This window comes from Pseudohoeflea suaedae (assembly GCF_004354915.1).
GTDB classification, from domain to species: domain Bacteria; phylum Pseudomonadota; class Alphaproteobacteria; order Rhizobiales; family Rhizobiaceae; genus Pseudohoeflea; species Pseudohoeflea suaedae.
This window is the reverse complement of the sequence record NZ_SMSI01000002.1, coordinates 449,193-471,114: the sequence shown is the minus strand read 5'-3', so window position 1 is coordinate 471,114 and position 21,922 is coordinate 449,193. Positions and strand designations below refer to the sequence as shown.

Here is a 21,922-nt window from a genome sequence, read left to right as displayed (position 1 = left end):
CCGCTGTCGGGAATTTCAGCCAATCAGATCGCGAAGACGCCGCACCAGCGGACCGGTGAGCTTCAACGGTCCTTCAATAACCTGAAAACCGATACAAGGTTCCCCCGGATCGGCTTGCGGACGATGATCGACGTCGGGATCCGCCACCGATATGTCACCCGGCAGGTAATGACCGAAAACATCCGTGAAGCCGCCGCTGAGCACCAGCGACAATTCCAGTCCGTGATGGGTATGGGAGGGCGCGGCTCGATCCGGCCGAAAATTGAACAGATTCACGCCGATGCCGTCGATAATGCCCATGTCGTGGATCTTGTAGCCGGGCAAACGGGTCTTCCATGGCACATCCGCGAGATCGAAGCCGAGAAAATCCACGAGCGGCGCGGGAAACACCGTATCCCTGTCTTTCCGCCTCTTCTCGACCGCTGCCGGCGGCTCTGATGCGAGGATGCGGGCGAGCATTCCGTCGCGATCCTCGAGGGCCACCCCCTGAAGATCGGACAATTCCGCCCCGGAAAGGCTTTCCAACGCCTCGCACATGGCGCGGCTTTCAGGCTTCATCGCGAGATGTGTAGCAATGAGAACGCGCACAGGGGCCGGCAAGCTGCCAGCGACATAGCGCGCCATGAGCGTTTCAAGTTGTTCCGCGACCATTGAACCGATATCGGCAGACCTGCCGCCGTTTCCATACTACGTAAGTTCAATTACGTATCATACCGTTACGTCATGAACGATGTACTGGATCAATCTGTCGGCAGATTTTTTTCGCAGAGAACGATTTCAATGAATTTGGATTTCTGCATATCGCAGCCTGGCGGAATGAATTTCTTTTCAATGTCTGGCCGCACCGGCGAAAATGGGCGCAATCACGCCTCCCATATTTTACAGGTACATCATGGACCGCTCCGTTCTCGACACAATCGGCAATACACCCCTGATCAAGCTCCAGGCAGCATCGGAGGCGACGGGCTGCACGATTCTCGGCAAGGCGGAGTTTCTGAACCCGGGCCAGTCGGTCAAGGATCGCGCGGCGCTGGAGATCATCCGTGACGCCGAGGAGAAGGGCCGGATCCGTCCCGGCGGCACCATCGTCGAAGGCACCGCAGGCAATACCGGCATCGGGCTGGCGCTGGTCGCCCGCGCCCGCGGCTATCGAACCGTGATCGTGATCCCGGAAACCCAGAGCCAGGAAAAGAAGGACGCCATCCGCCTGATGGGCGCCGAGCTCGTCGAGGTGCCTGCGGCCCCCTACAAGAACCCCAACAACTATGTGCGCATATCGGGCCGTCTGGCCGAACAGATCGCCGCCTCCGATCCCAATGGCGCGATCTGGGCCAACCAGTTCGACAACGTCGCCAATCGCAATGCCCACATCAAGACCACCGCGCCCGAGATCTGGGAGCAGACGGGCGGCAGGATCGACGGCTTCATCTGCGCCGTGGGTTCGGGCGGCACGCTGGCCGGTGTCGCCGAAGGCCTCCGCGGCTTCAGCAAGGACGTCAAGATCGGGCTTGCAGATCCGGACGGCGCGGCGCTCTACAGCTACTACACCACCGGCGCGTTCGCATCCTCCGGCAATTCCATCACGGAAGGCATCGGCCAGGGCCGCATCACCGCCAATCTCGAAGGCTTTACGCCCGACATGCCCTTCAACATCCCGGATTCGGAAGCCATACCGCTGGTCTTCGACCTCCTGGAACAGGAGGGTCTCTGCGTCGGCGGCTCGTCGGGGATCAACGTCGCCGGCGCCATCCGTATGGCCAAGGAAATGGGCCCCGGGCATACCATCGTCACCATCCTGTGCGACTACGGCAACCGGTATCAGTCGAAGCTCTTCAATCCGGAGTTCCTCGCCGCCAAGAACCTGCCCGTGCCGGAATGGCTGACCCGGAAGAGCAGCCTCTCGATTCCTTTCGAAAATGCCGGCTAGACAACAGCGATTCGCCGGACGCCCCTGAAAAGGCGGTGGCAAGCCGGGCCGGATTTTCCTATATCTGTGGTGTTTCAGACATTTGCTTCTCGAGCCACGGATATTGGAATGAAAGCTCTCTTTGCCGACGACGCCTATCTTTCAACATGCGAAGCGACCGTCACCGGCATTCGCGAGGATGGCGGGATCGAGCTCGATCAGACCTGCTTTTACGCGACCTCCGGCGGCCAGCCGGGCGACACGGGCTTTTTCGAGCGGGCCGACGGTACCCGTATCCGGATTGAAGGCACCATCAACGGCGCGACCAAGGCGGAGATCATCCATCTTCCGGCGGCCGACCAGCCTGCACCCGACATCGGCGAGACGGTGACGCTCCATATCGACTGGGACCGCCGCTACAAGCTCATGCGGCTCCACACCGCCTGTCACCTCCTCTCCGTCGTCTGCCCCTATCCGATAACAGGCGCCTCCATCGCCGAGGATGATGCGCGTGTCGATTTCGACATGAGCGAGACGATCGACAAGGCCGAGGTGACGGAAAAGCTGATGGCGCTCGTCGAGGCCAATCATCCCGTCTATATCGAGTGGATCTCGGAGGAGGAGTTCGAGGCCAATCCCGATATCGTCAAGTCGAAGAACGTGCGCCCGCCCCGCGGGCTCGGTCGGATGCGGCTCGTCTGCATCGGCGATCAGGCGACCGTCGACAGCCAGCCTTGCGGCGGCACCCATGTCTCGGAGACCGCCGAAGTCGGCCAGATCCATATCGGCAAGATCGAGAAGAAGGGCCGAGAGAACCGTCGCTTCCGTATCCGCTTCGGCGAAATGCCCGCCTGAAAGCGGGTTGCGCCGCATCTCGACAGATGAAAACGCATGACGTGGAGTGAACCGAACATGAGGCCACCCCCGGAGGAGACGGACGTGACAGACACCAGCCCCTATCTCGTATCCTATCACTGGCTTGCCAACCGTCTCGGCACGCCGGGTCTCTCGATTGTCGACGGTTCCTGGTACCTGCCGGCCATGGGGCGCGACCACAAGGCCGAATTCGCCGAGAGCCGCATACCCGGCGCCGTGCTGTTCGATCAGGACGACATCGTCGACCCGTCCTCCTCGCTGCCGCATGCCCTGCCCCCGGCGGATCTGTTTGCCGAGAAGGTTGGCGCGCTCGGCATTGCCGAGACCGACACCATCGTCGTTTACGATGGCCCCGGCTTTTTCTCCGCGCCGCGCGTCTGGTGGCTGTTCCGCCATTTCGGGGCCGAAAAGGTCTATCTCCTTGACGGCGGCTTCGATGGCTGGAAGGCGGGCGACCTGCCGCTCGAAACCTCCGGCCCTGCTCCGAAGACGCCGCGCAGCTTCAACGCCGCACCGAAGGACGATGTCGCAAGCCTTGCCGACATGCGGTCGATCGTTGTCGAGGGCAACCGTCAGATCGCCGACGCGCGGCCCGCCGGTCGCTTCACCGGCGAACTGCCCGAGCCGCGCGAAGGCATGCGCTCGGGCCACATGCCGGGCGCGAAAAACGTGCCGGTCATTAGCCTTGCCGAAAACGGAAAAATGAAATCTCTCAAGGCGTTGCGAGATCTCTTTAATTCATCTTCGGTGGATCTCTCCAAGCCCGTCGTGACCACCTGCGGCTCCGGCGTGACCGCTGCCGCGATCTCTTTCGCGCTTGCCTCGCTCGGGCACGAGGACGTCAGGCTCTATGACGGCTCCTGGTCGGAATGGGGATCGCGATCCGACACGCCAGTCGAAGCCGGAGACGCGTGACGTGGCGCCCGGCACCGGCACTCTCAAGGCGACAGTGACCTGGCTCGAATGCACCGAGCCGCCGCGCCGGCTGCCAGCACTTCCCGTCAACGTGCATGCAACGCTTCTGCGCGTGAACAGGATCCCGCTGCACTTCTACCGCTATCTGTACTGGCGGATCGGGCGCAAATGGCACTGGGTCTATCGGCTCCGGATGAAGGACGCGGAGCTTTCGGCGATCGTCCATGACGAAAAGACCGAGATTAGGGTTCTGAGCATCGATGGTGCGCCCGCGGGCATGTTCGAACTTCACCGCACCGACGATGCCACCATGTCGCTCGTCTATTTCGGACTGATGGAACAGGCCCGCGGCCGGGGTCTGGGCAAATGGTTCCTCGGTCAGGCGATGATGGCGGCCTGGAACCACCCGATCACCCGGCTGACGGTCTCGACCAACACGCTCGACCATCCGGCCGCGCTGCCGCTCTACCAGAAGATGGGCTTTTCGCCCTTCAGCCAGAGCGAGGCACTGATCCGCCCCCTGACGAACAAGGAACTTCTCGGCATCATGCAGGCTGACTAGACAGCCGCGATCACACCGGGTCGACACCGATATAGCGGGCGCGGGGGCGGATGAGCCGTTCGTCGTTTCCCTGCTCGAGCGCATGGGCGATCCATCCTGCGGTTCGCCCGATTGCGAAGATGGCGAGTGCGGCGCCTTCTGGCAGACCGCAGGAACGGCGCAGCGCCACCAGTGCGAAATCGACGCTCGGGCGTTTGCCGGTCGCATCGCCCACCGCCGCGACAAACGCATCGCGGTGCGGGTCTGCAGGTACATGTTTCAGGATCGCCGCAGCCCGCGGATCGCCTTCGGGATAGAGCGGGTGACCGAAACCGGGAATGCCTTCGCCACGCCGCAGCCTGGCCTCGACCAGCTGACCCACATCAGAGCTACGCGTCATCTCGTCGAACAGCAATTCGACAAGGCTGGTCATGCCGCCGTGAAGCGGCCCGCTCAGCGCACCGAGCCCGGCATTCAGACACGCCCCGAGGGATGCGCCGGTCGAGGCTACCACGCGCACGGCAAAAGCCGACGCGTTGAGCTCGTGATCCGCCAGCAGGACCAGCGCACGCCGTATGGCGTCGGCACCGCGCGTATCGCAGCCCCATTGTTCGGCGAGATATGAATGGACCGGCCGTTCACCGGGCTGGCCGCGGCTTGCCGCTGCCGCCACGGCGCGAAGCAATGCGGCAGCGCCCGGCCAGAGCCGCGCGGTCGGACGCTGCCAGCGGACCGCCTGCCCCGCGCCGACCTGCGGCAGAAGCGCCTGACACCGTTCGACCAGCGGAAGCGCGGCGAGCCGCGCGAGAACCGCGGGCTCCCACGGCTCTGGCAGCGAGCCGGCCTCGGCAAACGGATCGCGCTCGCCGCAATCCCAGAGCAGACGGGCGCATTCTTCCAGGGTGGCATTTTCGGCAAGCCGGACGGCATCGCGGCCGCGATAGAACAGCCCGTCGGCCGCAATCCGCGTTATGGCCGACGCCAGGACGGGCAGCCCCCAGTCGAGCGTCGTTGCCGCAGCCTCGCCCGGCGAACGCGCGATCGCCTTGCGTCGCTGCAATGTCTCGATATCCGCAAGACTGTAGAACTTCCGCCTTGGATCTGCCTCATCGGCGCGCGTTCTTATCAGTCCCCGGCTGACATAGGCGTAAAGCGATGCACGGCTGATCCCCAGCGCCCCGGCCGCCACGGCCGCATCGACATGATCGTCCTGCCCCGCCATCCGTCTCTCCGCTCCATTTACATTGATACATTGAATCAAGATTGACCATATCAAGCTAATCCGGATTCTGGGTGCCATCAACCTTACTGATCTCGCAATCGATGGAGGCCTTCATGACCCGACCCGAACCCGCCATTCACCCCGCATCCACGCCGGGCCTCGAGGATGTCGTGGCCGCAGACACGGTCCTGAGCATGGTCGACGGCGTCGCTGGCCGCCTCGTCATTCGCGGCCATGATCTCGCGGCCCTCGCCGGCTGGCGCTTCGAGGACCTGCTCGCCCTGCTCTGGCGTGACTTCCTGCCCGGCGATCCCGGCGCCGACGAGATCGGACAGCGGCTGGGCGCTGCACGTCTGCATATCTTCGAAACCCTGTCGCCCGCCCTGCTGGCCGGCACGGATGGCCTCTCGCCAGTCGAGGCCCTGCGCCTCATGCTTGCATCTCTGCCCGACAGCCATGCGGGTGATCACGCCGTCACCGCGGTGGCTGCCGCCGGGGTTTATGCTGCCGCGATCCACCGACTTCGCAAGGGCGAAGACGTGCCCGCCCCCGATCCGGCCGCCTCGCACGCCGCGGACATTCTCGCCATGATCCACGGTGGCCCGGTCGAACAGGAGAAAGCGGACGCGCTCGACGCCTATCTGGTAACCGTCGCCGACCACGGATTGAACGCCTCGACATTCACCGCCCGCGTCATCGCCTCCACCCGTGCCGGCCTTTTCTCATCCGTCACCGGCGCCCTGTGCGCACTCAAGGGTCCGCTGCACGGCGGGGCGCCGGGGCCGGTTCTCGACATGCTGGATGCGATCGGCAGGCACGGCAAGATTTCCGATTGGATCGCGGCGGAGCTGGAGCGGGGCGAAAGACTGATGGGATTCGGCCACCGAATCTACAGGGTACGCGACCCCCGCGCCGATGCCCTCAAGCGCGCATTGGGAAAACTCGGCGACCCGACCGGACGCCTGGCCTTCGCCGAAGAGGTGGAACGCGAAGCGCTGCGCCAGCTCGCGCAACGCCGACCCGACCGGCGCCTGGAAACCAATGTGGAGTTTTTCACCGCCCTGATCCTTGAAGCCGTCGGGTTTGACCGCGACAGCTTCACCAATGTCTTCGCGGCTGGGCGCATGGCCGGCTGGACGGCCCATGTGCGTGAGCAGGAACGGGCGAACAGGCTCATTCGCCCGAAATCGCGCTATACCGGCCCGATGCCGGAGAGCGCTGGAAACTAAGAAAAACCCGCCGGGCACCAAGGCGCACCGGCGGGGTCTTCTGGCTCGCAGGACGGATCAAGCGGCCTTGATCGCGACCTCCGGCTCGGACATCTCGTAACCGAGCGCATCGGCCACGGCCCGGTTGGTGATCCGGCCCTTGTGCACATTCAGCCCTGCGCGCAGATGCTTGTCCTCGGCGATTGCCTTCAGCCCCTTGTCGGCCAGCATGAGCCCGTAGGTCAGCGTCGCATTGTTGAGCGCGTGGGCCGACGTGACCGGCACCGCGCCCGGCATGTTGGCGACGCAATAATGCACCACGCCATCGACTTCATAGGTCGGTTCGGAATGGGTGGTCGCCTTCGAGGTCTCGAAACAGCCGCCCTGGTCGATAGCGACATCGACGATCACCGCGCCACGCTTCATACCGCCAAGCATGTCGCGCGTGACCAGCTTGGGAGCGGCGGCACCGGGGATGAGGACCGCACCCACGACGACGTCGGCCGAGAACACTTCCTCTTCAAGCGCCTCGATGGTCGAGTAGCGGGTGTGGACGCGGCCGTTGAAAATATCGTCGAGTTCACGAAGGCGCGGGATCGAGCGGTCGAGGATCGTCACGTCGGCGCCGAGTCCGACGGCCATCTTGGCCGCATTCAGGCCGACCACGCCACCACCGATGACGGTGATTTTGCCCGGCAGCACACCCGGCACGCCGCCAAACAGGATGCCGCGACCACCATTGGCCTTCTGAAGCGCTGTCGCACCGGCCTGGATCGCGAGACGTCCGGCCACTTCCGACATCGGCGCGAGAAGCGGCAAGCCGCCACGGGCATCGGTGACAGTTTCATAGGCAACGCAGGTGGCGCCCGATGAAATCAGCCCCTTGGTCTGCTCCGGATCCGGAGCCAGGTGGAGATAGGTATAGAGCAGCTGGCCCTCGCGGAGCATCGCCCATTCGGCCGGCTGCGGTTCCTTCACCTTGACGATCATGTCCGATTTTTCGAACACGTCGGCGGCAGTTGCGGCAATGCGCGCGCCGACTGCCTTGTAGGCGGCATCGTCGGCGCCAATACCCGCGCCAGCGCCGGTCTCGATGATGACCTCGTGGCCATGGGCCACATATTCGCGCACCGCGCCGGGCGTGAGGCCGACACGATATTCATGGTTCTTGATTTCCTTGGGGCATCCGACGCGCATTTCTGTTCCCTTTTCCGCGAGTCCGTTGTCCGGACAGGTTGCTGGATGCGGCTGATAAAACCACGGAGAGCGGTGAATGTCCTTGCGAAGTCGCATTGATCGGCGGGGTCATTTCGAATAACCTTGCATTCACAAGGTCAATTATAGTGATTTCTTCGAATGATAAATCTCGACAAGACGGATACTGCGATCCTGGATATTCTTCAGAAAGAGGGCAGGATATCCAACGCGGCCCTCTCGGAGCGCGTCGGCCTGTCGCAATCGGCCTGCTCGCGCCGTCTCGACATTCTGGAGAAATCCGGCGTCATCAAGGGATATCACGCAAGAATCTCCCACAAGGCGCTCGACTACCGGATGATGGCGATCGTCCACATCTCGCTCTCGGGCCAGTTCGCAAAGACGCTGACCGAGTTCGAAAACGCCGTCAGACGCTGCCCCAACGTGCTTGTCTGCTATCTGGTGAGCGGGGAGTATGACTACATTCTGCGCGTCGCGGCGCGCGATCTCGAGGATTACGAGCGCATACACCGCGACTGGCTCTCCGCACTCCCCCATGTCGTGAAGATCAATTCGAGCTTCTCTCTGCGCGAGGTCATGGACCGGCCGAATGTCGGTCTGGACTGAGCGCGACGGAACCACGCCCGGTTCCGCACCGTTCTTCCTGACATCGGTGACAGGAGACGTGTGATGAAGGCGACATCCAAGGCACAGCAGAAGGCCGCCGGCGCGGCCTTGAGCGCCAAGCGCGGCGAGACGAAGGTGAAAGACCTCCAGGGCGCTTCGAAGGACATGTACGACTCGATGTCGGAATCCGAGCTCGACGAAATGGCATCGACCGACCGCAAGGACCTGCCTGCGAAGAAGAACGCCTGAGGCGGACAGGCCCCGGCAACGCCGCGCGGGCCGTGACCTAGTCGAACATCGCCTCGCCCTGTTCGTCGCAGAGCCGCCGCGCCTTGGCAAGCGATGCGGTTTCCGCGTCCGAGCGGCTGGTGAAGACATCGGCGCGGATGAAGTGATGCGACTTGCCGGACGACCGGGATTCGATCGTGCCGGCCAGGCGGAACTGGCCGCCTTCGGCGATCGGGTCCGGCGTGATCAGGAAATCCTTGTAGACTTCCGGCTCCCGGGACGGCTTTGCCGCTTCTCCATCGCCGCTGCCGCCGAAGAGCCCGCGCAGGGAAGCCAGAAATCCGCTCATGATCGTTCCTTTCCTCTGTTGGAACCCATCCTAAGGCTCTGATCGGCAAGGAGCAATGGCGTGGACCATGCGCGCTTTTCTTCTTGCCTGGCCCCGAATAAGGTCATCCGCACCGGCTTTGGAGGAAGCTCGCATGGGAAGGAAGTTGAGGATCGTGATCTACCTGTTGCTGCTTGGCGCCATAGCACTCGGCCTGGTCTGGCTGCTCGGACCACGCCCGGTTGCCGATACGAGCATCACCTTTCAAAGCGCTTCGCTTCCAGAAGATCTCACCACCTATGTCGCCGAACGTGAAAATGCGTTCGACGATATCCGTCCCGGCAACCAGAAACAGATCCTGTGGGCCTACCCGAAGTCGAAGGCGAAGACCGCGTTCGCAATCGTCTTCGTGCATGGCTTTTCCGCGAGCCCGGCGGAAATACGACCGGTGCCCGACAATGTGGCGAAATCGCTGGGCGCCAATCTGTTCTTCACACGTCTGGCAGGCCATGGACGCAATGGCGATGCGATGTCGGACGCAAGCGTCAATGCGTGGGTCAACGACTATGCCGAAGCGATCGCCATCGGCCGCAGGATCGGCGAAAAGGTGATCGTCATGGCGACCTCCACCGGAGCTTCGCTTGCCACCTGGGCGGCAGAACGGCCCGAACTGTCAGGGGACGTGGCGGGCTACGTCTTTCTCTCGCCCAATTACGGCGTCCGCGCCAGGGGCAGCTTCCTGCTGACCGGCCCCTATGCGCCGCAGCTGGTCAAACTCATCCTCGGCGAAAGACGCAGTTTCGAGGCCCGCAGACCCGGCCAGGCCGAAAACTGGACGACGGACTATCCATCCCTGTCCGTCATCCCGATGGGGCAGATCGTTTCGCTCGCGAGGCAGGCGCACGTGGAAAACATCACGACGCCCGCCCTGTTCATCTTCTCGCCCGACGACCGGGTCGTCCGGCCGGATCTCACGCGCGACGTCGCCGAACGGTGGGGCGCAGACGCACAGATGCTCGAGATCACCGACAGCGAGGACGAATACAACCACGTGCTTGCCGGCGACATCATGTCCCCCGCCACGACTGCCGGGATAAGCGCGAAGATCAGTTCGTGGATTTCGGGTCTGTAAGCGACAGCCCCGCGAAATCGAAGAGGTTCGGATCGAGCAGGTGGGATGGACGCGCATGGCCCATGGCGCGGATCATCGTGTCCTTGCGTCCCGGCATGCGCTTTTCGATATCGCTCAGCATGGCCTTCATCGCGTTGCGCTGCAGGCCGTCCTGCGACCCGCAGAGATTGCAGGGGATGATCGGAAATTCCATCGCATCCGAAAATTTCTGCAGGTCATCTTCCGCGCAATAGGCGAGCGGGCGAAGCACCATCACGTCGCCCTCGTCATTGACGAGCTTGGGCGGCATGGAGGCAAGGCGGCCGCCATGAAACAGGTTGAGGAAGAAGGTTTCGAGAATGTCGTCCCGATGATGACCGAGAACGAGCGCCTCGCACCCTTCCTCGCGCGCCACCCGGTAGAGGTGACCGCGGCGCAGGCGCGAACACAAGGCGCAATAGGTCGCCGTTTCCGGCAGCTTGTCGGTAACGATCGAATAGGTGTCCTGATACTCGATACGGTGCGTGATTCCGTGACTGTCGAGATAGTCCGGCAGGATGTGCTTGGGGAAACCCGGCTGCCCCTGATCGAGATTGCAGGCCACCAGATCGACCGGCAGCAAACCCCGCCATTTGAGATCGAGAAGAAGCGCCAGCAGGCCGTAGGAATCCTTGCCGCCGGACAGCGCCACCAGCCAGCGGCGCGGCTTGCCGTCTTCCGCCGCACGGACCGTGGCCAGCATCGAGAAATCCTCGATCGCCTGGCGCGTGTTCCGTATCAGCCGCTTGCGCAGCTTGTTGAAGGAAACCGAGGACGGCGCGCCGGCATAGAGCGACGGCCCGGAACCGGCGAATTCCGCCGCCGTATCGGCTTCGCTGATGTCCAGTGCCGCGGCCTCGCCGCTTGTCAGGCTGTTGTCCATTGCCGAACGCTCCATTCCTTCGTCCCCGCCTTCTACACGGACCCGAAAAGGGATCAAGCCCGCGACCGCCCGGCACCTCGCTCTCCGGATGCCTTATCCGCACGAGGAATTTTTAGTACAAAAAATATTGAATTACCTTGTCGTGCTCCCTACCTGCGCAACCAACGACAACCAACCACGTGATAGAGCATACAATGAGCACCGACGTCCTGTTTCAGCCCTTTGAACTCAAATCCCTCAAACTGTCGAACCGCCTCGTCATGGCCCCGATGACCAGGAACTTCGCGAAAAACGGCGTTCCGGGCGCGGCCCAGGAAGCCTATTACGAAAAGCGCGCCAAGGGCGGCGTCGGTCTCATTCTCTCAGAGGGCACGGTGATCGACCGTCCGGCCTCGCGCAACCTGCCTCAAATCCCTTTCTTCCATGGCGAAGCCGCGCTTGCCGGCTGGAAGGGCGTGGTCGACAAGGTCCATGCCGCCGGCGGCAAGATGGGGCCGCAGATCTGGCACACCGGCTCCACCCGGTCGGGCGACTGGGAACCCGAAGCTGCGGTTGAAAGCCCCTCGGGCCTTGTCGCACCGGACACCCCGCGCGGCGTCGCGATGACCGAGGAAGACATCGCCGATACGGTGGCGGCATTCGCAAGCGCCGCTCGGGATGCCAGGGACAACGGCTTCGACATCGTCGAGATCCATGGCGCGCACGGCTATCTGATCGACCAGTTCTTCTGGGGCGGCACGAACACCCGCGAGGACCGGTATGGTGGCTCCACGATCAAGGAGCGCTCGCGCTTTGCCGCCGAGACCGTGGCGGCCGTCCGTGAAGCTGTCGGCCCCGACTTCCCGATCGCGCTGCGCGTGAGCCAGTGGAAGCAGCAGGATTACACCGTCCGCCTCGCTGAAACCCCTGACCAGATGACCGATTGGCTGGCCCCGCTCGTAGAAGCCGGTGCCGATATCCTGCATTGCTCGCAGCGCCGCTTCTGGGTACCGGAGTTCCCTGAAATCGATGGCGAGGACGGCCTCAACTTCGCAGGCTGGGCGAAGAAGCTGACGGGCGCGGCCACCATCTCGGTCGGCTCGGTCGGCCTGTCCTCGGAATTCTTCGGCGCCTTCAAGGGCGAGCCCTCCGCTTCCGCCCCGGTCGACAAGCTCGTGTCGCGGATGGAACGTGGCGAATTCGATCTGATCGCCGTCGGCCGCGCGCTGATTTCCGATCCGGAATGGCCGAAGAAGATCCGCGACGAAGCCGCGGGAACCCCGGATGGCTTCAGCGCCAGGGATCTCGCCGAACTGGTGTGATCTTGCAGGCCTTGCGCCAATGGCCTTCCCGCTTTGGCGGGGAGGCTCCCCTCCGGCACCCGCGCCTGCCCATGCAACACCGCCCGCGGGGGCGACGGCACAAGAAGCCGCAATGGATCACGTCGAAGGTTGAGCGCTAATTCGCATGTGCCGCGAACACCGACCATCCGGTGCGCGTGGCGAGCATTTCGAGCGCTTCCGAGCCGAGCAGCGAGTTGCCGACCCTGTTCAGCCCCGGCGACCAGACCGCGATCGACGCGCGTCCCGGAGCAACCGCGAGAATGCCCCCGCCGACGCCGCTCTTGCCCGGCAAGCCGACATGATAGGCAAAATCGCCCGACCCGTCGTAATGACCGCAGGTGAGCATCAGCGCGTTGATGCGCCGCGCCCGCTTGGCCGAGACGATGGAGTGACCGGTCAGTGGATTTCGGCCGTCGGCGGCAAGAAACAGGCCCGCGCGCGCCAGCTGCGAACAGCTGATGCCGATGGCGCACTGGTGGAAATAGAGCCCCAGAACGTGATCGGCCGAATGCTCGATATTACCGAAGGAGCGCATGAACTGCGCCAGCGCATAATTGCGGAATCCGGTGGCCGTTTCCGACCGCGCCACCTTTTCATCGATATAGATCGAATCGTCGTCCGAAAGCATCTGCAGAAACCGCAGATATTCGCCGATCGCCTCGCGCGGCTGCGAACCCGCCAGCACGATGTCGGCGATCGCAATGGCGCCGGCATTGATGAACGGATTGCGCGGAATGCCGTGCTCGTGCTCGAGCTGGACGATCGAATTAAAGGCCGAGCCCGACGGTTCCCGCCCCACACGCTTCCAGACCGCCTCGCCGATCTTGCCGAGTGCGAGCGTCAGCATGAAGACCTTCGAGATCGACTGCAGCGAGAAAGGGACGGCCGCATCGCCCGCGGAATAGTGATGACCGTCCACGGTGGCGATGGAGATACCGAACTGTTTGGGGTCTACGCAGGCGAGCTGCGGTATGTAATCGGCGACCTTCCCCTCGCCCAGACGGGGAGCGAGGTCGGAAAAGATGCCGTCGATGATCTGCTGCAAGTCCGCCATGGCAATTTTCCTAGACCGTTCGCCCCCGGGCGTAAACGGATGACTTCGACGGGCGCCCAAATCGATTGACGCATTGCGATTTCGCAGAATCCGCGAAATTCAGACTTGCTCTAGCCTTCCGGCCAACTGCGGCACAAGCCGACAGCACGAGAAAAGCCGCCAATAAAAAAGCCGCCCCGAAAGGCGGCTTTGATTCGGGTCGATCCGGAAAGGATCAGCGCGAGTAGAACTCGACCACGAGGTTCGGTTCCATCACCACCGGATACGGCACGTCGGCGAGGCCCGGAACGCGGGCATAGGTGGCGACCATCTTGTTGTGGTCGACTTCGATGTATTCCGGAACGTCGCGCTCGGCGAGCTGAACGGCTTCGAGGACGATGCCGAGCTGCTTGGACTTTTCGCGGATTTCGATCACGTCGCCCGGACGGCAGCGGTAGGAGCCGATATTGGTGCGACGGCCGTTCACGTTGACGTGGCCGTGGTTGATGAACTGACGGGCAGCGAACACGGTCGGAACGAACTTGGCGCGGTAGACGATCGCGTCGAGGCGCGATTCCAGAAGACCGATCAGGTTGTCCGGGGTGTCGCCCTTCAGGCGGTTGGCTTCGGCGAAGATGGCGCGGAACTGCTTCTCGCGGATATCACCGTAATAGCCCTTGAGCTTCTGCTTGGCGCGCAGCTGCACACCGAAGTCGGAAAGCTTGCCCTTGCGGCGCTGGCCGTGCTGGCCGGGGCCGTATTCGCGGCGGTTCACCGGGGACTTCGGACGGCCCCAGATGTTTTCGCCCATACGGCGGTCGATTTTATGCTTGGACGATTGGCGCTTGCTCATCGCATTTCCTTTCAAACGTTGTCGCCGGTCCGTCGCCAGACCGGCTTGAGGAAACGCGCCCTCCTCTGGCCCCCGTTTTCGGGACCTGACAGGATGGCCCACGCACGCTTTGCGGCAGCCATCCACGGGACACGTGGTCATCTTCTTTTTGCGGAAGATGCGGGCGTATACTGCGCTGCACCGCGTGATGTCAAGGCGATGGCGGCGAAAGCCCGAGAATACTAGCGTTGCGCGCCGACAAGCGCCAGTCCGAAGCCGCTCATCAGCCGCGTCTGCGACGGATCGGGGGCGCCCGACGTGAAGACGGCAAGATCGGGCGCGGACGGCGAACCGTCCGGCTCCGGGAGTGTTTCGGCCAGGCTCAACGCGCGGCGCGCGATCGCCTCGGCGGGATCGATCCAGTCGACCGGCCAGGGCGCGGTCTTGCGCATGCGGTTGGCGAGAAACGGATAATGCGTGCAGGCCAGCACCACGATATCGGTGCGCCTACCCTCGTGCTCGACGAAACACGGCATGATTTCCGCGCGCACCGCTTCCTCGTCGACGAAACCGCGCCGCATGTAGTTCTCTGCCAGCCCCGCGAGGTTCTGGCTGCCCACGAGCCGCACGTGCACGCGCGCACCGTAATCGCGGATGAGATCGCGGGTATATTGCCGCTTCACCGTACCCGGTGTCGCCAATACGGAAATCAGCCCGCTGACGGACCGCTCCGCGGCAGGCTTGATGGCCGGCACCGTACCCACGAAGAGATCGCCCGGAAACGCCTTGCGCAACTCGTTGATGACGATGGTGGACGCCGTGTTGCAGGCGATCACCGAAATGGCGGGACGATAGGTTTCGATCAGCCGGCGGAACAGCTTGACCAGATGATCCTGCAGCTTGTCCTCGTCCCAGGATCCATAGGGAAAGGCTGCGTCGTCGACAACGTAGATGAAGCGCCGGCCCGGCATGAGCACGCGGGCTTCGCGCAGTACGCCCAATCCGCCGATGCCGGAATCGAGAAAGAGGAGCGGCCGGTCGCTTGCGTCACTCATTGTCCGTCTTGTCTCCCGACTCATCGCCCACGGCCCGCATCTTGCCATCCTTGCGCATGAATCCGTCAAGCGACCGGATGATGCCGCGCAGGACGTCGAGTTCGGACACCGAAAACTGCGCCCGCGTGAACACCGCGCGCAGATTGCTCTTCATTCTCGCCGTTTTGTTGGCGGAGCGGAAATAGTTGCGCTGGGAGAGCGCCTCCTCGATCTGGTCAAAGAAGCCGTGGAGAAATTCCTTCGGCGCGGGCGTGATCTCCGGCCCCTTGAAGGCGGTGTCAGCCGGATCGGCGAGCCCCGACTTCATCCACTCATAGGACATGAGAAGCACGGCCTGGGCGATATTGAGCGAGGCATAGGCGGGATTGACCGGAAAGGTGACGATCTCGTCGGCGAGATCGATCTCCTCGTTCTTGAGGCCGGATTTCTCGCGCCCGAACAGGATGCCGGTGGCCTCGCCCGCGCCGAAGCGGCCGCGCAGCTCGGCGGTTGCCTCCACCGGCCCCCGCACCTGCTTGTGCCCGTCACGCGGGCGAGCCGTCGTCGCAAAGCAGTAGGTCAGATCGGCGATCGCCTCCTCGAGCGTATCGAAGACGCGGGTCGCGGCGATAACGTGATGGGCGTTCGAGGCCGCCGACACGGCCTTCTCGTTGGGCCATCCCTCGCGCGGATTGACCAGCCTGAGATCGATCAGTCCGAAATTCGCCATGGCGCGGGCGACCATGCCGATATTCTCGCCGAGCTGCGGTTCGCAAAGGATGATTGCCGGGCCTTCGGCAATCATGTCGCGCTTCTTGTCCGTTCCGGCCATACCGATGGATTCTCCCCGCCTGTTTCGCGGCAACCGGCTTAGCCCCCTGCCCGGTCGCGATCAAGTCGGCTGATCCCGAGGACTGCTAAGGCAGCGATGATGCGAGGGCCCGGCTTTGCGCACAGGACCATCCCCAATCCTGTCCCAAAGTCGATGGCGCTTGTGCTTTGCACTTGCCGCGCACGGTGTTATACGGCTGCGAAACACGGCGCGGGGCTCCCCCACGCCATCCGACATCCCATTCATAACAGCGGAGCTTTTTCATGGCGAAAATCAAGGTTGCCAACCCTGTCGTCGAACTCGACGGCGACGAGATGACACGCATCATCTGGCAATTCATCAAGGAAAAGCTGATCCATCCCTATCTGGACATCGATCTGCATTACTATGACCTTGGAATGGAAAACCGCGACGCCACCGACGACCAGGTGACCATCGACGCAGCGAACGCGATCAAGGAACATGGTGTCGGCGTGAAGTGCGCCACGATCACCCCGGACGAAGCCCGCGTCGAGGAATTCGGCCTCAAGAAGATGTGGCGCTCGCCGAACGGCACGATCCGCAACATCCTCGGCGGCGTGATCTTCCGCGAGCCGATCATCTGCCAGAACGTCCCCCGCCTCGTGCCGGGCTGGACCAAGCCGGTCATCGTCGGCCGCCACGCATTCGGCGACCAGTACCGCGCCACCGACTTCAAGTTCCCCGGCAAGGGCAAGCTGGTGATGAAGTTCATCGGCGAAGACGGCACCGAGCAGGAATACGACATTTTCGACGCCCCGAGCTCGGGCATTGCCATGGGCATGTACAACCTCGACAAGTCGATCGAGGATTTCGCCCGTGCCTCGCTCAACTATGGTCTGCAGCGCGGCGTGCCGGTCTACCTGTCCACCAAGAACACCATCCTCAAGGTCTATGACGGCCGCTTCAAGGATATCTTCCAGGAGATCTACGAGAAGGAATTCGAGGACAAGTTCAAACAAGCCAAGATCTGGTACGAACACCGCCTGATCGACGACATGGTGGCCTCGAACCTGAAATGGTCGGGCGGCTATGTCTGGGCCTGCAAGAACTACGACGGCGACGTGCAGTCCGATACCGTGGCCCAGGGCTTCGGCTCACTCGGCCTGATGACCTCGGTCCTGATGACCCCGGACGGCAAGACCGTGGAAGCAGAAGCCGCCCACGGCACCGTGACCCGTCACTATCGCCAGCACCAGAAGGGCGAGGAAACCTCGACCAACTCGATCGCCTCGATCTTCGCCTGGACCCGTGGCCTGGCGCACCGCGCCAAGCTCGACGACAATGCCGAACTCGCCAAGTTCGCCCAGACGCTCGAGGAAGTCTGCGTTGCCACCGTCGAGGCCGGTCACATGACCAAGGATCTGGCGCTTCTGATCGGTCCGGATCAGCCGTGGCTGTCGACCACAGGCTTCCTCGACAAGATCGACGAGAACCTGCAGAAGGCCATGGCCTGATCACGCAAAGGCTTCGGCCTTCGCTGCAAATAGAAAAGGCGCGGCTCCGGCCGCGCCTTTTTTTCCTTCGATCACATGCGATGCGGGGATAACTGACGGCGCCCGCTGTCGGCTGGCCGTCAGCCGCTCCGGCCTTGTCAGCCGGCCAGCAATTCCGCCAGCCTTGCCTCGACGGCAGCGATGGCTTCACCCGCCCTGGCCCCGTCCGGTCCGCCAGCCTGGGCCATGTCGGGACGTCCGCCCCCGCCCTTGCCGCCGAGCGCTTCGGACGCCACGCGCACCAGATCGACGGCGCTGGCGCGCTCCTTCACGTCCTCGCTCGCGCCGACGACGACGCTGGCCTTGCCGTCATCGACACTGATGAAGACGACAACGCCGGACCCCAGGCTCTCCTTGCCGGCGTCGACGAGCCCCTTCAGATCCTTGCCCGGCACGCCCTCGACAATCTTGCCGAGGAACTTCACGCCCGCGACTTCGCGGATTTCGTCACCGCCCTGGCCGCCGCCGCCGAGCGCAAGCTTCTTCTTGGCTTCCGCCAGCTCGCGCTCGAGCCGCTTGCGCTCGTCAAGAAGGGATTCGATACGCGGCAGCACGTCGGCCTGCGAGACCTTCAAGAGACCGGCGATCTCGCGCACGCGGGCATCCTGCTGGTCGAGATAGGCGCGGGCGGCCTCCCCCGTCAGCGCCTCGATGCGGCGAACGCCAGCGGCAACCGCGCTGTCGGAGACGACGCGCAGGAGCCCGATGTCGCCGGTCGCCTTCACATGGGTCCCGCCGCAAAGTTCGACCGAATACGGCTTGTTCGCGCGCGGCCCATCTATCCCGGTACCCATCGAGACGACGCGCACCTCGTCGCCATATTTCTCGCCGAAGAGCGCCATGGCGCCTGCTTCGATCGCCTCGTCCACGGCCATCAGCCGGGTGGTTACGGGCGAATTCTGGATGACGATCTCGTTGGCCATGGCCTCGACCCGGGCCAGTTCCTCCGCGCCGATGGGTTTGGGGTGCGAAATGTCGAAACGCAGCCGGTCAGGCGAGACGAGCGAGCCCTTCTGCGCCACATGGGTGCCGAGCACCTCGCGCAGCGCCTCATGCAAGAGGTGGGTGGCGGAGTGATTGGCGCGGATCTTCGAGCGGCGCGCGTGATCGACCTCGAGCAGAACCGGCATGCCGCGCCTGATCTCGCCCTCGACCACTTCACCGGAATGAACGAACAGCCCCTCGCCGCGCTTCTGCGTATCGGTGATGCGGATCTTGAAACCGTCTCCCGACATCATGCCGCTGTCGCCGACCTGACCGCCGGATTCGCCGTAGAACGGGGTCTGGTTGACGACGATGTCGACCCTGGCCCCGGCAGCAGCATTTTCCGTTTCGGCCCCTTCGGCGACGAGGGCCGAGATGACACCTTCCGCACGCTCGGTGTCGTAGCCGAGAAATTCGGTGGCACCCAGCCTGTCGCGCAGCGCGAACCAGATGGCGTCGGTCGCAGCCTCGCCGGAGCCGGCCCAGCTGGCACGCGCTTCGGCCTTCTGCCGCTCCATGGCCTGGCTGAACGCCTCGACATCGACCTCGACGCCGCGCTGGCGCAGCGCATCCTGGGTGAGATCGAGCGGGAAGCCGTAGGTGTCATAGAGCTTGAAGGCGACTTCGCCGTCGAGACGATCGCCGGAGGAGAGTGTGGCGGAGGCATCCTCGAGCAGACCAAGGCCGCGCTCGAGCGTCTTGCGAAAACGGTTTTCCTCGAGCTTCAGCGTCTCCGAAATCAGCGCCTCGGCGCGCACCAGTTCCGGATAGGCACGGCCCATTTCGGACACCAGCGCCGGGAGCAGCTTGAACATCAGCGGCTCGCGGGCGCCCAGAAGCTGCGCATGGCGCATGGCACGGCGCATGATGCGGCGCAGCACATAGCCACGCCCTTCATTGGACGGAAGCACACCGTCGGCGATCAGGAAGGCCGAGGAACGGAGATGGTCGGCGATTACCCGGTAGGAGGCGACGGTGTCCTTTTCCGGGCCCTTGCCGATCGCCTGCGCGGTGGCATCGATCAGGTGACGGAACAGATCCGTCTCGAAGACGCTCTCGACGCCCTGAAGGATCGAGGCCATGCGTTCGAGACCCATGCCCGTGTCGATCGACGGACGCGGCAGTTCGAGGCGTTCGCCGCCTTCCTGCTGCTCGAACTGCATGAAGACGAGATTCCAGAATTCGAGGAAACGGTCGCCGTCCTCTTCCGGGCTTCCGGGAGGTCCGCCCCAAATATGCTCGCCGCGGTCGATGAAGATTTCCGAACACGGACCGCAGGGGCCGGTGTCACCCATGGCCCAGAAATTGTCGCTGGTCGGGATGCGGATGATCCGGTCGTCGGAGAAGCCGGCGATCTTCTTCCAAAGCTCCGCCGCCTCGTCGTCGGTGTGATAGACGGTGACGAGAAGCTTGTCCTTGGGAAGATCGAACTCCCTGGTGATCAGGTTCCAGGCGAGGCTGATCGCCTCTTCCTTGAAGTAGTCGCCGAAGGAGAAATTGCCGAGCATCTCGAAATAGGTCAGGTGACGGGCGGTATAGCCGACATTGTCGAGGTCGTTGTGCTTGCCGCCGGCGCGCACGCATTTCTGCGAGGTGGTCGCGCGGCTGTAGGAACGGTTCTCCATGCCGGTGAACACGTTCTTGAACTGCACCATGCCGGCATTGGTGAACATGAGCGTGGGATCGTTGCGCGGAACCAGCGGACTGGAGGCGACGACCTCGTGTCCGTTGTTGCGAAAATAGTCGAGAAACGTCGACCGGATTTCGTTTACGCCACTCATGGATCGTCCTTCTGGTGCCGGCTGGCGGGAGCGACCCGCCAATGCTTGGAAATATCCCGGAATACCGGGACCGCCGCTTTTATCGTTCACCCGGAATACTGTCCACCCGATTGGCGGATAACAGCACAATGAAAAACGGCCGCCGGGCATGCCGGCGGCCGTTCTGACAATTCCGCAAAGCCCCTGTGGGGCCGATGGCGGGACTAGGCCTCGCCGGCCTCGTCCATTTCATCGCCGCGACCGTCGTCGAGGAACTTCTCCGCGATCAGGCCGGCATTCTGGCGCAGCGCCATCTCGATCTCGTCGGCAAGTGCGGGATTGTCGCGCAGGAACTGCTTGGAGTTCTCGCGTCCCTGACCCAGCCGCTGGCTGTTGTAGGAGAACCAGGCGCCCGACTTTTCGACGATGCCGGCCTTCACGCCCAGATCGATCAGTTCGCCGGTCTTCGATACGCCCTCGCCATACATGATGTCGAACTCGACCTGCTTGAAGGGCGGCGCCATCTTGTTCTTGACCACCTTGACGCGGGTCTGGTTGCCGGTGACTTCGTCGCGATCCTTGACCGAACCGATACGGCGGATGTCGAGACGGACCGAGGCGTAGAACTTGAGCGCGTTGCCGCCGGTGGTGGTTTCGGGCGAACCGAACATCACGCCGATCTTCATGCGGATCTGATTGATGAAGATGACCATGCAGTTCGACCGCGAGATCGAGGCGGTGAGCTTGCGCAGCGCCTGGCTCATCAGCCGGGCCTGCATGCCCGGAAGGCTGTCGCCCATCTCGCCCTCGATTTCGGCACGCGGCGTGAGCGCTGCGACCGAATCGATAACCAGCACGTCGATGGCACCGGAGCGGACGAGCGTGTCGGTGATCTCGAGCGCCTGCTCGCCGGTATCGGGCTGCGAGATCAGAAGATTCTCGAGATCGACCCCGAGCTTGCGGGCATAGACGGGATCAAGCGCATGTTCGGCGTCGATGAAGCCGCAAATGCCGCCCTTCTTCTGGGCTTCCGCAATGGTCTGCAGCGCCAGCGTGGTCTTGCCCGAACTTTCCGGACCGTAGATCTCGATGATGCGTCCCTTGGGCAGGCCGCCGACGCCGAGCGCGATATCGAGACCGAGCGAGCCGGTGGGAATCGTTTCGATCTCCACCACGCTGTCATTTGCCCCGAGCTTCATGATCGAGCCCTTGCCGAAAGCCCGTTCGATCTGGGAAAGAGCGGCGTCGAGCGCCTTGCCTTTGTCCACTGATTTTTCCTCTACAAGCCGCAAAGAGTTCTGTGCCATTCCGTCCACCTTTAGGTTATCGTGCTTTCGCAGACAATCCGCGCCCGCTTTCTTATTTTGTACTCCATATGTTCCGTTTTTGCAAGACCCCACCAAAGCACTGAAATAAAATGACAAACGATCGCGTGTTCTATTTTTGTTGCATATCCGGTCTTTCGTCCTGGTTGTTATCGGCGACCGCCACACCCGGCCCCTTTTCCACCGCCTCCGATTCGCGGGACGGGCT

Annotated in this window: 21 protein-coding genes; 10 read left to right on the top strand and 11 right to left on the bottom strand. The window is 63.1% G+C overall.

Features of this window, described 5'->3' with window-relative positions:
* Window positions 1-15: 15 nt before the first annotated feature.
* Window positions 16-651, bottom strand: a complete 636-nt coding sequence (locus E2A64_RS12295) for a ChrR family anti-sigma-E factor (protein WP_133284771.1) — start codon at window positions 649-651, stop codon at window positions 16-18.
* Window positions 652-892: 241 nt separating this feature from the next.
* On the opposite strand from E2A64_RS12295, the gene E2A64_RS12290 reads away from it, so the two are divergent.
* From E2A64_RS12290 to E2A64_RS12275, 4 genes are all read left to right on the top strand, one after another.
* Window positions 893-1,927 carry a cysteine synthase A gene (locus E2A64_RS12290; RefSeq protein ID WP_133284770.1) on the top strand — a complete coding sequence of 345 codons (1,035 nt, stop codon included), beginning with the start codon at window positions 893-895 and terminating at the stop codon, window positions 1,925-1,927.
* A 102-nt stretch (window positions 1,928-2,029) separates the two neighbouring features.
* The gene (locus E2A64_RS12285) at window positions 2,030-2,761 is read left to right on the top strand and encodes an alanyl-tRNA editing protein (protein WP_174235799.1); all 732 of its coding nucleotides are present in this window, start codon (window positions 2,030-2,032) and stop codon (window positions 2,759-2,761) included.
* 84 nt (window positions 2,762-2,845) lie between these two features.
* Window positions 2,846-3,697 carry a 3-mercaptopyruvate sulfurtransferase gene (gene sseA / locus E2A64_RS12280; protein ID WP_133284768.1) on the top strand — a complete coding sequence of 284 codons (852 nt, stop codon included), beginning with the start codon at window positions 2,846-2,848 and terminating at the stop codon, window positions 3,695-3,697.
* 1 nt (window position 3,698) lies between these two features.
* On the top strand, window positions 3,699-4,259 hold the full coding sequence (locus tag E2A64_RS12275) for a GNAT family N-acetyltransferase (protein WP_244598268.1): 561 nt from the start codon (window positions 3,699-3,701) through the stop codon (window positions 4,257-4,259).
* Window positions 4,260-4,269: 10 nt separating this feature from the next.
* Here E2A64_RS12275 and E2A64_RS12270 read toward each other — a convergent pair whose 3' ends face one another.
* Entirely contained in the window at window positions 4,270-5,460 is a 1,191-nt protein-coding gene (locus E2A64_RS12270) for a citrate synthase (protein WP_133284766.1), read from the bottom strand.
* 113 nt (window positions 5,461-5,573) lie between these two features.
* On the opposite strand from E2A64_RS12270, the gene E2A64_RS12265 reads away from it, so the two are divergent.
* Entirely contained in the window at window positions 5,574-6,689 is a 1,116-nt protein-coding gene (locus E2A64_RS12265) for a citrate synthase/methylcitrate synthase (RefSeq protein ID WP_133284765.1), read from the top strand.
* Between the two features lie 57 nt (window positions 6,690-6,746).
* Here the strand turns inward: E2A64_RS12265 and ald are convergent, their stop codons facing one another.
* Window positions 6,747-7,865, bottom strand: coding sequence for an alanine dehydrogenase (gene ald / locus E2A64_RS12260; RefSeq protein WP_133284764.1), 1,119 nt, complete (start codon window positions 7,863-7,865; stop codon window positions 6,747-6,749).
* Between the two features lie 159 nt (window positions 7,866-8,024).
* Here ald and E2A64_RS12255 point away from each other — a divergent pair, with 159 nt between their 5' ends.
* Window positions 8,025-8,489, top strand: a complete 465-nt coding sequence (locus tag E2A64_RS12255) for an Lrp/AsnC family transcriptional regulator (protein ID WP_133284763.1) — start codon at window positions 8,025-8,027, stop codon at window positions 8,487-8,489.
* 63 nt (window positions 8,490-8,552) lie between these two features.
* Entirely contained in the window at window positions 8,553-8,738 is a 186-nt protein-coding gene (locus tag E2A64_RS12250; protein ID WP_133284762.1) for a DUF3008 family protein, read from the top strand.
* A 37-nt stretch (window positions 8,739-8,775) separates the two neighbouring features.
* On the opposite strand, the gene E2A64_RS12245 is transcribed toward E2A64_RS12250, so the two are convergent.
* Entirely contained in the window at window positions 8,776-9,066 is a 291-nt protein-coding gene (locus tag E2A64_RS12245) for an HlyU family transcriptional regulator (RefSeq protein ID WP_133284761.1), read from the bottom strand.
* Between the two features lie 133 nt (window positions 9,067-9,199).
* Between E2A64_RS12245 and E2A64_RS12240 the strand changes: the two genes are divergently transcribed.
* The gene (locus E2A64_RS12240; RefSeq protein WP_133284760.1) at window positions 9,200-10,177 is read left to right on the top strand and encodes an alpha/beta hydrolase; all 978 of its coding nucleotides are present in this window, start codon (window positions 9,200-9,202) and stop codon (window positions 10,175-10,177) included.
* Here the strand turns inward: E2A64_RS12240 and ttcA are convergent.
* Window positions 10,152-11,093 (bottom strand): tRNA 2-thiocytidine(32) synthetase TtcA, encoded by a 942-nt coding sequence (ttcA, locus tag E2A64_RS12235; protein WP_244598267.1) that lies wholly within the window; start codon window positions 11,091-11,093, stop codon window positions 10,152-10,154. The genes E2A64_RS12240 and ttcA overlap by 26 nt on opposite strands.
* A gap of 179 nt (window positions 11,094-11,272) precedes the next feature.
* On the opposite strand from ttcA, the gene E2A64_RS12230 reads away from it, so the two are divergent.
* Complete coding sequence (locus tag E2A64_RS12230; protein ID WP_133284759.1) at window positions 11,273-12,379, top strand: NADH:flavin oxidoreductase; 1,107 nt, start codon at window positions 11,273-11,275, stop codon at window positions 12,377-12,379.
* Between the two features lie 136 nt (window positions 12,380-12,515).
* Here the strand turns inward: E2A64_RS12230 and E2A64_RS12225 are convergent, their stop codons facing one another.
* The 4 genes from E2A64_RS12225 to E2A64_RS12210 all read right to left on the bottom strand — a co-directional run bounded on the left by E2A64_RS12225 (window position 12,516) and on the right by E2A64_RS12210 (window position 16,131).
* Window positions 12,516-13,454 (bottom strand): glutaminase, encoded by a 939-nt coding sequence (locus E2A64_RS12225; RefSeq protein WP_133284758.1) that lies wholly within the window; start codon window positions 13,452-13,454, stop codon window positions 12,516-12,518.
* A 214-nt stretch (window positions 13,455-13,668) separates the two neighbouring features.
* Window positions 13,669-14,286: a 30S ribosomal protein S4 gene (gene rpsD / locus E2A64_RS12220; RefSeq protein ID WP_133284757.1), complete on the bottom strand. Its 618-nt coding sequence runs from the start codon at window positions 14,284-14,286 to the stop codon at window positions 13,669-13,671.
* Between the two features lie 221 nt (window positions 14,287-14,507).
* Window positions 14,508-15,320, bottom strand: a complete 813-nt coding sequence (gene murI, locus E2A64_RS12215; RefSeq protein ID WP_133284756.1) for a glutamate racemase — start codon at window positions 15,318-15,320, stop codon at window positions 14,508-14,510.
* Window positions 15,313-16,131: an RNA methyltransferase gene (locus E2A64_RS12210; RefSeq protein ID WP_133284755.1), complete on the bottom strand. Its 819-nt coding sequence runs from the start codon at window positions 16,129-16,131 to the stop codon at window positions 15,313-15,315. The genes murI and E2A64_RS12210 overlap by 8 nt, the downstream gene beginning before the upstream one ends.
* A 263-nt stretch (window positions 16,132-16,394) precedes the next feature.
* Here E2A64_RS12210 and E2A64_RS12205 point away from each other — a divergent pair, with 263 nt between their 5' ends.
* Window positions 16,395-17,606, top strand: coding sequence for an NADP-dependent isocitrate dehydrogenase (locus E2A64_RS12205; RefSeq protein ID WP_133284754.1), 1,212 nt, complete (start codon window positions 16,395-16,397; stop codon window positions 17,604-17,606).
* A gap of 137 nt (window positions 17,607-17,743) precedes the next feature.
* Here E2A64_RS12205 and alaS read toward each other — a convergent pair whose 3' ends face one another.
* On the bottom strand, window positions 17,744-20,410 hold the full coding sequence (alaS, locus tag E2A64_RS12200; protein ID WP_133284753.1) for an alanine--tRNA ligase: 2,667 nt from the start codon (window positions 20,408-20,410) through the stop codon (window positions 17,744-17,746).
* 203 nt (window positions 20,411-20,613) lie between these two features.
* Window positions 20,614-21,696, bottom strand: coding sequence for a recombinase RecA (gene recA / locus E2A64_RS12195; RefSeq protein ID WP_133284752.1), 1,083 nt, complete (start codon window positions 21,694-21,696; stop codon window positions 20,614-20,616).
* Window positions 21,697-21,922 lie beyond the last annotated feature (226 nt).

Excerpts from the sequence above, each read along its gene's own strand:
- E2A64_RS12295 (WP_133284771.1), bottom strand. The coding sequence starts at position 651 with ATGGTCGCGGAACAACTTGAAACGCTCATGGCGCGCTATGTCGCTGGC.
- E2A64_RS12290 (WP_133284770.1), top strand. The coding sequence starts at position 893 with ATGGACCGCTCCGTTCTCGACACAATCGGCAATACACCCCTGATCAAG.
- E2A64_RS12270 (WP_133284766.1), bottom strand. The coding sequence starts at position 5,460 with ATGGCGGGGCAGGACGATCATGTCGATGCGGCCGTGGCGGCCGGGGCG.
- E2A64_RS12265 (WP_133284765.1), top strand. The coding sequence starts at position 5,574 with ATGACCCGACCCGAACCCGCCATTCACCCCGCATCCACGCCGGGCCTC.
- ald (WP_133284764.1), bottom strand. The coding sequence starts at position 7,865 with ATGCGCGTCGGATGCCCCAAGGAAATCAAGAACCATGAATATCGTGTC.
- E2A64_RS12255 (WP_133284763.1), top strand. The coding sequence starts at position 8,025 with ATGATAAATCTCGACAAGACGGATACTGCGATCCTGGATATTCTTCAG.
- E2A64_RS12250 (WP_133284762.1), top strand. The coding sequence starts at position 8,553 with ATGAAGGCGACATCCAAGGCACAGCAGAAGGCCGCCGGCGCGGCCTTG.
- E2A64_RS12245 (WP_133284761.1), bottom strand. The coding sequence starts at position 9,066 with ATGAGCGGATTTCTGGCTTCCCTGCGCGGGCTCTTCGGCGGCAGCGGC.
- E2A64_RS12240 (WP_133284760.1), top strand. The coding sequence starts at position 9,200 with ATGGGAAGGAAGTTGAGGATCGTGATCTACCTGTTGCTGCTTGGCGCC.
- ttcA (WP_244598267.1), bottom strand. The coding sequence starts at position 11,093 with ATGGAGCGTTCGGCAATGGACAACAGCCTGACAAGCGGCGAGGCCGCG.
- E2A64_RS12230 (WP_133284759.1), top strand. The coding sequence starts at position 11,273 with ATGAGCACCGACGTCCTGTTTCAGCCCTTTGAACTCAAATCCCTCAAA.
- E2A64_RS12225 (WP_133284758.1), bottom strand. The coding sequence starts at position 13,454 with ATGGCGGACTTGCAGCAGATCATCGACGGCATCTTTTCCGACCTCGCT.
- rpsD (WP_133284757.1), bottom strand. The coding sequence starts at position 14,286 with ATGAGCAAGCGCCAATCGTCCAAGCATAAAATCGACCGCCGTATGGGC.
- murI (WP_133284756.1), bottom strand. The coding sequence starts at position 15,320 with ATGAGTGACGCAAGCGACCGGCCGCTCCTCTTTCTCGATTCCGGCATC.
- E2A64_RS12210 (WP_133284755.1), bottom strand. The coding sequence starts at position 16,131 with ATGGCCGGAACGGACAAGAAGCGCGACATGATTGCCGAAGGCCCGGCA.
- E2A64_RS12205 (WP_133284754.1), top strand. The coding sequence starts at position 16,395 with ATGGCGAAAATCAAGGTTGCCAACCCTGTCGTCGAACTCGACGGCGAC.
- alaS (WP_133284753.1), bottom strand. The coding sequence starts at position 20,410 with ATGAGTGGCGTAAACGAAATCCGGTCGACGTTTCTCGACTATTTTCGC.
- recA (WP_133284752.1), bottom strand. The coding sequence starts at position 21,696 with ATGGCACAGAACTCTTTGCGGCTTGTAGAGGAAAAATCAGTGGACAAA.